The following is a 12,373-nucleotide window of genomic DNA, read 5'->3' as shown; positions in this document are numbered from 1 at the left end:
GCACGATCTGGGGGGCACCCACCAGGAGGTCGACATGAAGAAGATCATTCTAGCTGCCGCAATCGCAATGGCACCTATCGGGGCTTTCGCCCAGAACCCGCAAGGCGCGCAGGGCGGAGCTGCGGCTGGCGCGGCGACCGGCGCAGTTGGCGGTGCGGTTGTTGGAGGCCCGGTAGGCGCGGTCGTTGGTGGAGTTGGCGGCGCGGTTGTCGGCGGCATCATCGGAGACAACACCCCGCGGTTCAAAACCTATGTGACAGAGCAGCGGGTGCCTTCTTACACCTACAAGGAGGAGGTCCACGTGGGGGCGGTTCTGCCCGAGCGCGGCGTGACCTATCGCGAAGTGCCGGCCGAGTACGGCGCCAAGGGATATCGGTACACGGTGGTCAACAACCGCACGGTCCTGGTTGAGCCGGGGACGCGCAGGATTGTTCAGGTGATCGAGTAGCGCGCCCAGGCCCCGCGTGCACGCGGGGCCGTCCCGTTGGTTGATCTCTCAGAATTGAGCAGTTCTATCAGCACCGACCTGCGCCTCGCTGCCTTCGCCGTCTAATGGCCGACGCATTACCGCGTCGGCCGCTTTTCCAAGGGCCATGGCATTGCACGTTCCTTCTCGCCGCACAGTTCTCGCGTGGGCCTCTAGCGCTTGCGTACTGGCAGACCGATCTGTTCAGGCCCAGGCGCCTGCAGGGCCAGCCAGACTCTTTAGCTATGACGAGGTTGTTGAACGGGCGACTGCACTGGCGAAACAGCCATTCGACGCCGAGGGCGCAAAGATTCCCAGAGAGCTGTCGACTCTGAGCTATGACAGCTATCGAGAAATCCGCTTCCGTCGCGACAAAGCATTTTGGCGTGATGGCGGATCGGATTTCCGGTTACTTCCATTCCATCTCGGTTTTCTACACGACAAGCCCGTTCAGGTTCACATCGTCAACAATGGCAACGCGGTGCCAATCCCGTTCACAACCAGCCTGTTCGAATACGGCAAGGTCCTCGTTCCGAAAGGGCTGTCGCCAGCATTGGGGTTCGCTGGCTTCGCAGTGACCACTAACCTGAACGACCCGAAGGTTCAGGATGAAGTTATCTCCTTCCTTGGCGCTAGCTATTTCCGGCTGATCGGCCGGGGGCACCGCTACGGGCTTTCGGCGCGCTCGCTTGCGCTGGACGTCGGTGGCAAGGGCCCCGAGGAGTTCCCCTTCATGCGGGCGCTATGGGTGGAGGAGCCGTCCCGCGAAACGACCGAACTCGTCATCTATGCTCTGCTCGACTCCCCTTCGGTCGTTGGAGCCTTTCGTTATGTCGTCAGTCCGGGTCGCGACACCTACATGGACGTCACTGCAACCGTCATTCCGCGAAGGGAGATCGAACGGATCGGCATCGCACCGCTGACGTCAATGTTCCAGGCCGGCGAGGGGGATCTTGGCCAGCGAACCGATTTCCGTCCCGAAATCCACGATTCTGATGGGCTGATGATGCAGTCCGGCACTGGAGAATGGATCTGGCGCCCCGTCCGAAATCCCAAGGCACTGCGCATATCGAGCTTCGGGGACAAGAAGCCGCGCGGCTTTGGTTTGATGCAGCGGGACCGCGACTTCGGCAGCTACCAGGACCTCGAAGCGCGCTACGATGCGAGACCGGGTTACTGGGTCCAGCCGCAAGGGGACTGGGGGGAGGGACGGATCGACCTTATCGAAATCCCCACTGTGAACGAAGCCTTCGACAACATCGTCGCGTGCTGGATACCCAAAATGCCCTTGCCCAGCGGACAGGCTGCGGAATTCCGCTATCGCATCTCGGCGATCTCGACGACCTGGCACCTGCATCCCTACGCGCAAGTTCAGCAGACATTTAATGGCTCTGACATCGAAGACGGTGTTGTCGACGGGAACGGAACCAAGCGCTTCATCGTCGATTTTGCCGGTGGGAATCTCGCATATTATCAAAGTGATCCCGATCGCCTAGAGCTGATCGCAACGGCGACGGGCGGCACCGTCACCTCGAAGATATTGACGTTTAATACGCCGCTGAAAGGGGTGCGGGCTATCGTCGACGCATCGCTGCCCGACGGTCAGTCAGCCGAACTACGCATGTTCCTTCGGGCAAGAAATCGCACTTTGAGTGAGACTTGGACGGCGACCTGGTCGGTTCCGCCCGGCGATTCCACACGGCCACAACCACCTCGGACCGAGCCGGCGCGCAATTGACGGCCTGTCCATTCGTGTTTCCACGCTCATGACAGTTCGACGGCATCCTCTGATCGTTGCAGTTCTCTCGGTGGTCCTCGGAGCCGTGGGTTGCCTCGTCATAAGCAACCTGCTGCCAGAGCCTCAGGAACTAAGGGAACCGATCCCCCACAATCTGACTGCCTCGGATCGCCAGCTCAAAACATCGATGGGCGCCCTTTTTGGATCGAACTATATCCCCGGGAACAAGGTTGAGACACTCGTCAACGGCAACCGGATCTTTCCCGCGATGCTGCGCGCCATCGGCGAAGCACGGCAGACGATCAATTTCGAGACGTATATCTACTGGCGCGGCGCGATTGCTGAGAACTTCGCGGACGCTCTTTCCGCGAAGGCTCAACAGGGCGTTAGCGTGAAGGTGCTACTTGACTGGGTCGGCAGCTTACCAATGGAGGAGAAGCTGATTGAGCGGATGCGGCACGCCGGCGTCGAGGTCGTCCGGTTCCGCCCGATCGCTTGGTACTCCTTGGACCGGATTAATAACCGCACGCACCGCAAATTGCTGGTTGTCGACGGGCGCGTAGCATTCACTGGCGGTGTCGGCATTGCCGACGAATGGAACGGCGACGCGCGTTCGCCGAACGAATGGCGCGACAACCACTATCGCGTCGAAGGGCCAGCAGCGGCCGAATTCCAGGCGGCGTTCGCCGAACACTGGATCGAGGCAACCGGCGAGCTACTACTAGGCGACCGCTTCTTCCCGGAGATTGTCCCGGAAGGCGACCGTGCTGCCCAGGTCGTCGTCAGCTCGACCCATCAACGAAACGTCATGCACCTGATGCTCATGAGCGCGCTCGCCTCCGCGCAAAAGAGCATCCGGATCGCAACGCCCTATTTCGTACCAGACGAGCTCACGCGCCGACATTTGCTCGAGGCCCGGAAACGGGGTGTCGACATCCAGATCCTCGTCCCCGGTCCCCAGACCGATGCGCGCCTAGTGAGAAACGCATCCCGCCACTTGTGGGGTGATTTGCTCCAGGTCGGGGTCAAGATCAGCGAGTATCAGCCCACTTTCTTCCACTGTAAGCTTGTGATCGTGGATGATCTCTGGACGTCGGTTGGGTCGACGAACATCGACGATCGTGCCTTGAGACTCAACGATGAGGCGAACATCAATCTGTTTGATCCGGAATTCGCCCGTACTCAGACGATCTTGTTCGGCGAGGACGCCGCCGCTTCCAAGCCCTACACCTTTTCAGATTGGCAGAATCGCTCGGCGAGCAAGAAAATATCGGATTGGCTAGCCAGCCTAAGCCGGTCGCAGATCTAACAAGATATCAAAGGAACTCGATCGCATTCCCGCACGTCCAGCGGGGGCACGCCGAGAGGCCAAAGCGGCGAGCTATGCTGTGCAATCTCCGGGGCCGCAAACCTAGTTCCAAATTGGACGTCATCGGAACGACCAGCCGCAAGTCGAGTTGAGAGACTGGCAGGTCAGATGAGAGTCGTCTCTCCGGCTCCGATCGGTGGCAAGCGGCATCAGCAATGAGGACACCGTCATGGCGACTTCCAAGGGACGTGCTTCAAACGACACGACCGCGCGACTCGGTTCGGGTGGGGAACTGCACCAGTCGTCCAGCGATCCCGAGACGCGCATCACTACTAATCACGGCGTTCCCATCAGCGACAACCAGAATTCGCTCAAAGGCGGCCAACGCGGTCCGACCTTGCTCGAAGACTTTGTGTTGCGCGAGAAAATCCAACACTTCGATCATGAGCGCATTCCCGAGCGCATCGTTCACGCCCGCGGGTCAGCGGCTCATGGCTTCTTCGAACTGACAGAGTCTTTGGCGGAATTCTCGCGCGCCAAAATCCTGACCGAGGTCGGCGCCAAGACCGAAGTTTTCACCCGCTTTTCAACTGTCGCGGGCGGCGCCGGATCGGTCGATACGCCGCGCGACGTGCGCGGCTTTGCCGTCAAGTTCTACACGAAGGAAGGCAACTGGGATCTCGTCGGCAACAACATCCCGGTCTTCTTTATCCAGGATGCGATCAAGTTTCCCGACCTGATCCACGCGGTGAAGATGGAAGCCGATCGTGGCTATCCGCAGGCGGCGAGCGCGCACGACACCTTTTGGGACTTCGTCGGCCTGATGCCCGAGTCGACGCATATGGTGATGTGGGCGATGTCCGACCGTGCCATCCCGCGCTCGCTTCGCATGATCGAGGGTTTCGGCGTCAACACCTTTCGCCTGCTGGACGACGAGGGCCGGCCGACTTTCGTCAAGTTCCATTGGCGCCCCAAGCTCGGCACCCAGTCGACCTGCTGGGACGAAGCGGTGAAGATAGCAGGCGCCGACCCGGACTATCACCGTCGCGACCTGTACGAGGCGATCGACAAGGGTGACTTTCCCGAATGGGAGTTCGGCGTGCAGTTGCTGAGCCAGGACGAAGCCGATGCTCTGCCCTTCGATATCCTTGATGCGACCAAACTGATCCCCGAGGAGCTGGTGCCGATCCGCGTAATCGGCCGGATGGTGTTGAACCGCAACCCGGACAACTTCTTCGCCGAGACGGAGCAGGTTGCATTCCTCCCGACCAATCTGCCGCCCGGCATCGACGTCTCGGAAGACCCGCTGCTGCAGGGCAGGTTATTCTCCTATCAGGACACCCAGCTCTCGCGGCTCGGTACGGTGAATTTTCATCAGCTGCCGATCAACAAGGCGAAGGGCTGTCCCTTTCAGAATCTCCAGCGCGACGGGCACATGCAGACGCAAGTGTTCAAAGGCCGCGCCAACTACGAACCCAACAGCCTGTCGGCAGCCGGCGAGGAGGGTGGTCCGCGCGAGGATCCGGTCGGCGGGTTCCGCACGGCCGCGGTGCCGGTTGAGGAGCACAAGGTGCGACTGCGGGCCGAGAGCTTCGCGGACCATTATAGCCAGGCGCGTCTGTTCTTCCGCTCGCAGAGCGAGATCGAACAGGCGCATCTAGCCAGCGCACTCGTCTTCGAGCTCTCGAAGGTCACGCTTGAGCATGTTCGCAACAGAGTACTCGCCAACCTGGGCAATGTTGACGCCGACTTGGCAAGGCGCGTCGCTGAGGGCTTGAACGTCCCGCCGCCGAAGCCTTCAAAGGCTGCACTCACTCCCCAGAACATGGATCTATCGCCTGCGCTCAGGATAGTGGGGAAATATCCGGAGACGCTGAAAGGCCGAGCGGTAGGCATTCTTGTCACCGATGGAGCCGATGGCGCGACGGTCGACGCGGTTAGGAAGGAAGTCGAGGCAGAGGGCGGCACAGTCAAGATTGTGGCGCCGAAGATCGGCGGTGTGACCTTGAAGAATGGCAAGATCCTCAAGGCAGATGGCCAGCTTGCCGGCACCCCGTCCGTAATCTTCGATGCCGTTGCTCTTGTTGTCTCCCGGGAAGGGTGCGCGCAACTGCTTAAAGAAGGCGCGGCTATCGCATTCGCGATGGACGCCTTTGGGCACCTCAAGGCGGTCGGCTTTACAGATCATGCCAAGCCACTACTGGATAAGGCAGGCATAGTCGCCGATGGAGGCGTGGTCGATCTAGCGCTCAACGCTGCGGATTTCCTGGCCGCCGCGCGAACGCGGCAATGGGACCGAGAGCGGAGTGTTCGATCCTTGGCCTGAGGCTGGCTACGCCTTTTGGTTCACGATCGAACCCTTCACGCAATTTGTGCTGAGTGAAGGGGTCAAGGCCCGAGAGGCCACGCGTCCACAACATGGCTATTCAGGACCCTGTCAAATGATGGCGCGCTCCAAGGGAGGCATCGCTAATGTGCGACTGCCAATTGAGCCTGACTCCGAGAGGCATGTGCAATTGGGCGCTGCCTCGCAGGCCGGTGGCTTGGAGCAAACATGGACCATCAATATGCGGTAGGTGATCGTGTCAGCCTCGCTTTTGGCTTTCACGACATGGATGCCATCGGCACCTACATCGTTTCACGGCTTCTCCCGTCGCTCATTGATGGAGAACCTCAGTATCGGGTGAAGGACTCCGATGATCGAGAGCGCGTAATCGGGGAAGCACAGATCGCGGGAGCCAAACGGCAGGGTAACCGGGTTCAACGGCCGCAGAGCCCGCAGAATCCGATAACCGGCTTGCTCAATCGCTCGAACTAAAAGCTGAAGCAATTGTCGAGCCGCGCCTATGCACGGCGCAGCCGGACTGCAACTTTCTTCAGCACGCCTTGTAGGAACCCAATCATTCGCCGGGTGTTGCGCTTTCATCATCCCCGGGAACAGCGCAATGGACATTCGCGTCGGCTATCGCATCGAAATCGTCACCGCCCAGCCCACCCCCGCCATCCTCCTGCTCGACCCTCACCCAAGCCGCGACGCTGATCTCGTTCAGGGGAGGGGCCCCGTCATCTCGGCATTGAGCGACGGCGCTCCCATCAGCGCATCGGACTATACGGATGGGTTCGGCAATCGCTGCAGGCGGCTCGCGGTGCCGGCAGGCGGCGCGGTCTTCTCGCATGATGCGGTCGACCGCCCCGTTCCAAAGACGTGAGCGGACATCAGTGCGTCGTTCCGCGGCTCCCATACATAGGGCGGGCTCGATAGTGGTTGCAGCAGACGAGCACGATACCCAAGCTGTGCTCAAGCAAGCCGCGACCAAAAAATTATTACCTGCCAAAGAGATGAGCCGGAACGGCCGGGGCGCTCGCGCATTCCCTTTGATCGGAGAAGGCGCCATGGCAAAGTTTCGGATAACAACCAAGGACGCAACGGGACGCTCGACGAGCAAGATCGACGCCCCCAACGAGCAGGTCGCAGCGGCTGAAGCGCAGCGGGCCTTGGCCGACATGGCGAAGGACGAGTTGCCCAACGGCAAGCGCTTCTCCTTCAAGGCGCGTGTTCGAAACGAGGCTGGCGATGAGACATATCGCGCCTCTCTCAATTTTCATGGCCGAAGCCGAAAAGCGCCGCATGGGAGAAGTTAGATTAATCGGCGGGTTCCAACCGCGCGTTTGAGCGCCGCACTCCCGCCGACCGTGGCCTGCTTCCTTCCTGTCGCCCCGCCCAGCCCGCAGTATCAGCTGCAAGGGCACCGCCTGGGTACATCCGAGCTCGCAGCCGAGGGATGCCTATCGCGGCTGGAGTCATAGCAAGAAACTGCGGCATGCCCCCCTCAAGGGCCTGCGAGACATTGCCGACGATGCGATGATCCCCCGGGTTTTCTAGCCGCAGGGCATTGTCTTTTGACATGGACAACTGGCGCGAAGGCGCGCCCTATGGGGTGGCCGTTGTCTCCATACTGCTTCTGGAAATGACCGCGTGCGGCGCGTTGTGACGCCGCCAAGCGGAGACACGCTATGATTACCGGAAAGGGCTTTTTGAACCTGCGCGATAGGCGCAGGGCGGAAGTATCGTACCAATTCGCTAGCGATTATGACATGCGCCGGGCGGGTTATCTTCTCTTCGACACGACCGAGTTCGACGATGGCCTGTTTTGCCATCGCGTCGTCCTTGAATGCGAGGATCGTACGGCCGTCCTTCTCGTGGTCATGAATCGCAGTGACAGACATCTGGCCGTCCGTGGTCGGATTCTTGTACCTGTCGACGAAGCCCCATAGGGCCAGCATAAATGTCTCCGGAGCGAGTGACTGCGACCTTCCCATGGTACGAGGAGGCGGATTTTAGCGAACTTATGGTTCTCGCCGGCGATGCGGGTCCGCCGCATCTGAATTATAAACTCTGGTATCGCAGTGCGATGCAGACGGTTGATGGCTTTCTTCGCGCCGGTCACCCGAGTTCGCCGCTGCTCGAATGGCGGAACTAGACAAGGCAGGAGCGTGCCGTGCCAGAGCTCATAGGTCCGTTTGCTCCGAAAGGAGAAGTGCGTTCAACTTTGATGCAGAGGTAGCGAACGGTGCTTTCCAGTTTCCTGTGCCTAGAAGAATCTGGCGAGCGCGCAGATTAATCTATCATCCAACTGCCTCGGAGCGATGCTGCGACGATCATGCGCTGTGGAACCTCTGGCGGGCGGGATGCGTTTCGTTTGATGTTGAACATATAGTGAACATGGAGGCTTGCTTGGCGCAGCTCACCACGCTCCAGAAGCTGGAGATCCTCAGCGACGCGGCGAAATATGACGCCTCCTGTGCCTCCTCCGGCACGACCAAGCGCAGCTCGGTCGGCGGCATGGGCGTTGGCTCGACCACGAGCTCGGGCATCTGCCATTCCTATGCGCCGGACGGGCGTTGCATCTCGCTGCTGAAGATCCTGCTGACCAATTTCTGCTCCTACGATTGCGTCTTCTGCATCAACCGCAGTTCGAGCAATGTCCGGCGGGCGCGCTTCACGGTCGAGGAGGTCGTGGCGCTGACGCTGAATTTCTACAAGCGCAACTATATCGAGGGCCTGTTCCTCTCCTCCGGCATCATCCGCTCGCCGGATTACACGATGGGCGAACTGGTACGTGTCGCCGAAAGCCTGCGGCTCGATCACGATTTCCGCGGCTATATCCATCTCAAGCTGATCCCAAGCGCCAGCCAGGACCTGATCGACCGCGCCGCATTGTTCGCCGACCGGGTCTCGATCAATGTGGAATTGCCGAGCGAGACCTCGCTGAAGCGTTTCGCGCCGGAAAAGCAGCCGCTCGACATCCGCAGCGCCATGGGCGGCCTCAAGCTGAAGATCGACGAAGCCGCAGTCGAGCGTGAGCGCTCCAGGCGGGCGCCGGCCTTCTCGCCGGCCGGGCAGAGCACGCAGATGATCATCGGCGCCGACGATGCCAGCGACGCGACCATCCTGCAGCGCAGCGCCCATCTCTACGGCGCCTATGGTCTGCGCCGGGTCTATTATTCCGCCTTCAGTCCCATCCCTGACGCGTCGAAGCAATTGCCGCTGTCGGAGCCGCCGCTGATGCGCGAGCACCGGCTCTACCAGGCCGACTGGCTGACGCGTTTCTACGGTTTCGAGGTCGATGAGATCATGGATGCAGCGCCCGGTGGCATGCTCGATCTTTCCGTCGATCCCAAGCTCGCCTGGGCCCTGCGCCATCGCGGCCGCTTCCCCGTCGACGTCAACCGCGCCGAGCGCGAACTGCTACTGCGTATTCCGGGGCTCGGCACGCGCAGCGTCGATCGCATCCTCGCCATGCGGCGGTTCCGGAGCCTGAGGCTGGAGGATGTCGGGCGGCTGGTGCGTTCGCTGCGCGTGCTCAGGCAGTTCATCGTCACCACGGACTGGCGGCCAGGGGCCGCGCTCGACGGCGACAGGCTGAAGGCGCAGCTGGCGCCGAAGCCGCAGCAACTGGCGCTGCTCTGATGTTCGTCGCGCGTCTTTCCCATCCCGCCGATTTCGAGGGCTGGCGCGGCTTTGCGCGCCGCTTCGCGCAAGCGCTGGTGGCGCCGTCGGCGATCGACTGGCGTGTCGGCGACCATGATACCGGCCTGTTCGGCGAGGATGTGGTCGAGGGCGGCGAGGGCAGGGCGCTGAGCGTGCCGCGCGCCTTCATCGCCCTGGCGCAGGAGGTTATCTGCCACAGCGATCCCGCGCGTTTCGATCTGCTCTACCGCCTGCTCTGGCGCCTGCAGGAGGAGCGCGAACTCCTCCAGATCGCCTCCGACCATGCTGTTCACCGCGCCGAGGCGTTGGCCCGCTCGGTCCGGCGCGATATGCACAAGATGACCGCCTTTGTGCGCTTCCGCGAGGTCGATGACGGGGAGGGTGGCGAGGCCTTCGTCGCCTGGTTCGAGTCCGAGCACCACATCCTTCAGAAGGTCGCGCCCTTCTTCGTCGAGCGCTTCACCACCATGCGCTGGACGATCCTCACACCGCGCGGGACCCTGCTCTGGGACGGACGCGAGCTCAGGCTCGGCGAGGCGGCGACGCGCGCGCAGGCTCCAACAAGCGACGCGATGGAGGAGTGGTGGCGGACCTATTACGCCAGCATCTTCAATCCGGCCCGGCTGAAGCCGAAGGCGATGAAGGCGGAGATGCCGGTGAAATACTGGCGGAACCTGCCCGAGGCCGAACTGATTTCTCCCCTGATCGCCGATGCGGCGCGGCGAACGCAGGAGATGATCATGAGCGCTCCGACCTTACCGCAGAAGCGACGGGCGGCGGCAGCCTCTCCCGACCCGGCCGCTTCCGACCTTTCCGCGATCGAGAGCTGGGAGGAGGCCGCGGCCGCCGCGCGCGCCTGCCGGCGCTGCGATCTCTGGTGCGATGCGACGCAGACGGTCTTCGGCGAAGGCCCGCGCAGTGCTCCGGTCGTCTTCGTCGGCGAGCAGCCGGGCGATTACGAGGACCTCGCGGGCAAGCCTTTCGTCGGCCCGGCGGGCAAGGTCTTCGACCGCGCCATGGCCGATGCCGGGCTCGATCGCGCCAAAGCCTATGTCACCAATGCGGTGAAGCACTTCAAATTCCAGCTGCGCGGCAAAAGGCGCATCCACGAGAAGCCGAATGCGGGTGAGGTCAAGGCTTGCCGCTTCTGGCTCGATCTCGAACTCGGCTTCGTCAAGCCGCAGCTCGTCGTGGCGCTGGGCGCGACCGCGCTCAAGGCGCTGACTGGCCATGCCGGCCCGCTGACGGCGGCGCGCGGGCGCGAGCTTGCCTTGGCGGACGGTACGCCGTTGCTGGCGACCGTCCATCCATCCTATCTGCTGCGCCTGCCGGACGAAGAAGCGAAGTCTGCTGAGACCAAGCGCTTCATCGCCGATCTCAAGCATGTCGGCAGCCTTGCGCCGGGCTTGCGCTTGCCGAGAGCGGCTTGACGGGGCGGGCTCACGTTGGGCGTTGCCCCCAGGGATCGCTCGCCATCTGCCATCTCGCTTTGATGGAGCGCCCTAGTTTCGAAGTGGAAGATTGTTATCTCGACAAGCCGACATCGGGATGTTGCTTTCGGGTATCGCACCGTCCGCCAATTTTTAGTTCCACGAACGTCCGCACGCTGGCCGCTCTCCAACGTCCGCAAATGGCGCATCGCGGCGATATGGCATGGTCGCGATGTGCGTCATAGATGCGATCAGCGTCGGCGAACCCCTCAATATGATTTCGGCTGCCCGAGCACCTTTTCAGCGATGAAAGAGAGGATCAGCTGCTCGCTGATCGGGGCTAACCGGGTCACCAGCACTTCGCGCAGCAGACGCTCGACCTGGTACTCCTTGGCATAGCCCATGCCGCCATGGGTCATGACCGCCTGCAGGCAGGCGTCGTAGCCGGCGCGGGCGCCGAGGAACTTGGCGCCATTCGCTTCGGCGCCGCAAGGCTTGCCGGCGTCGTAGAGCGCGGCCGCCTTCATCGCCATCAGCCAGGCTGCCTCGAGTGCGATCCAGCGCTCGGCCAGCGGGTGCTGGATGCCCTGGTTCTGGCCGATCGGCCGGCCGAAGACATTGCGTTCCCGCGCATAGCGCGCGGCCCGGCCGAGCGCGTCCTGGCCGATCGCGATCGCCTCGACCGCGATCAGGACGCGCTCGGGGTTAAGGCTGTCGAGCAGGTAGCTGAAGCCCTTGCCTTCCTCGCCAATGCGGTCCTCATCCGGGATGAAGACGTCGTCGATGAAGACCATATTGGAATCGACCGCGGCGCGGCCGTGCTTGGCGATGCTCTTCACCTCGAACTTCGAGCGGTCGAGGTCGGTGTAGAAGATCGTCATGCCCTCGGTCGGACGCTTGGCGTCCTTGCGCGCGGTGGTGCGGGTGAGCAGCAGGATCTTGCTGGCGACCTGCGCGGTCGAGGTCCAGATCTTGCGCCCGGAGACGCGATAGCCGCCCTCCACTTTGGTCGCGAAAGTGGTGATGTTGGTGGTGTCGAGCCCGGCATTGGGCTCGGTCACGCCGAAGCAGACCTGGTCTTCGCCCGAGACCAGCCGCGGCAGCCAGCGCTGCTTCTGCTCAGGCGAGCCGTGCACCACGATCGGATGCGGGCCGAACATGTTGATGTGGATCGAGGAGGCCGCCGCCATCGCCCCGCCACAGCCGGCGACGGTGTGCATGACCAGCGCCGCCTCAGTGACGCCGAGCCCGGCTCCGCCGAATTCCTCCGGCATGGTGACGCCGAGCCAGCCATCGGCCGCCATCGCCTGGTGGAACTCTCGCGGGAAGCGAGCGTCGCGGTCGCAGGCGGCCCAGTATTCGTCGTCGAAACGCCTGCATACCGCGGCGACGCCATCGCAGAGCGCTCGTTGGTCGTCGTTCAGCTCGATCATCTCAA

The 12,373-nt window shown here is 62.1% G+C and carries 10 protein-coding genes; 9 read left to right on the top strand and 1 reads right to left on the bottom strand.

Annotation, left to right across the window (positions count from 1 at the left end; all coding sequences use genetic code 11):
- The first annotated feature begins 34 nt into the window (after positions 1-34).
- The 9 genes from AC1DS0_RS08520 to AC1DS0_RS08480 all read left to right on the top strand — a co-directional run bounded on the left by AC1DS0_RS08520 (position 35) and on the right by AC1DS0_RS08480 (position 10,935).
- On the top strand, positions 35-448 hold the full coding sequence (locus tag AC1DS0_RS08520; RefSeq protein ID WP_476813930.1) for a DUF1236 domain-containing protein: 414 nt from the start codon (positions 35-37) through the stop codon (positions 446-448).
- A gap of 145 nt (positions 449-593) precedes the next feature.
- A complete protein-coding gene (locus AC1DS0_RS08515) occupies positions 594-2,204 on the top strand; it encodes an OpgD/OpgG family glucan biosynthesis protein (protein ID WP_476813929.1) in 1,611 nt (536 codons plus the stop codon).
- A gap of 187 nt (positions 2,205-2,391) precedes the next feature.
- Positions 2,392-3,513, top strand: coding sequence for a phospholipase D-like domain-containing protein (locus AC1DS0_RS08510; protein WP_476813928.1), 1,122 nt, complete (start codon positions 2,392-2,394; stop codon positions 3,511-3,513).
- A gap of 229 nt (positions 3,514-3,742) precedes the next feature.
- The gene (locus tag AC1DS0_RS08505) at positions 3,743-5,839 is read left to right on the top strand and encodes a catalase (protein ID WP_476813927.1); all 2,097 of its coding nucleotides are present in this window, start codon (positions 3,743-3,745) and stop codon (positions 5,837-5,839) included.
- Between the two features lie 228 nt (positions 5,840-6,067).
- Positions 6,068-6,331 (top strand): hypothetical protein, encoded by a 264-nt coding sequence (locus tag AC1DS0_RS08500; protein WP_476813926.1) that lies wholly within the window; start codon positions 6,068-6,070, stop codon positions 6,329-6,331.
- A 127-nt stretch (positions 6,332-6,458) separates the two neighbouring features.
- Positions 6,459-6,722, top strand: a complete 264-nt coding sequence (locus tag AC1DS0_RS08495; protein WP_476813925.1) for a hypothetical protein — start codon at positions 6,459-6,461, stop codon at positions 6,720-6,722.
- An 85-nt stretch (positions 6,723-6,807) separates the two neighbouring features.
- Positions 6,808-7,155, top strand: a complete 348-nt coding sequence (locus AC1DS0_RS08490; RefSeq protein WP_476813924.1) for a DUF6894 family protein — start codon at positions 6,808-6,810, stop codon at positions 7,153-7,155.
- A gap of 1,081 nt (positions 7,156-8,236) precedes the next feature.
- On the top strand, positions 8,237-9,484 hold the full coding sequence (locus AC1DS0_RS08485; protein WP_476813923.1) for a putative DNA modification/repair radical SAM protein: 1,248 nt from the start codon (positions 8,237-8,239) through the stop codon (positions 9,482-9,484).
- Complete coding sequence (locus AC1DS0_RS08480; protein ID WP_476813922.1) at positions 9,484-10,935, top strand: UdgX family uracil-DNA binding protein; 1,452 nt, start codon at positions 9,484-9,486, stop codon at positions 10,933-10,935. Before AC1DS0_RS08485 ends, AC1DS0_RS08480 begins: the two co-directional genes overlap by 1 nt.
- Before the next feature lie 269 nt (positions 10,936-11,204).
- Here AC1DS0_RS08480 and AC1DS0_RS08475 read toward each other — a convergent pair whose 3' ends face one another.
- Complete coding sequence (locus tag AC1DS0_RS08475; protein WP_476813921.1) at positions 11,205-12,368, bottom strand: acyl-CoA dehydrogenase family protein; 1,164 nt, start codon at positions 12,366-12,368, stop codon at positions 11,205-11,207.
- Between the last annotated feature and the right edge of the window lie 5 nt (positions 12,369-12,373).

The organism is Allobosea sp. P4_H5, assembly GCF_056400825.1.
Note: the sequence above shows the minus strand (reverse complement) of the source record. Positions and strands in the feature narration are given on the sequence as shown.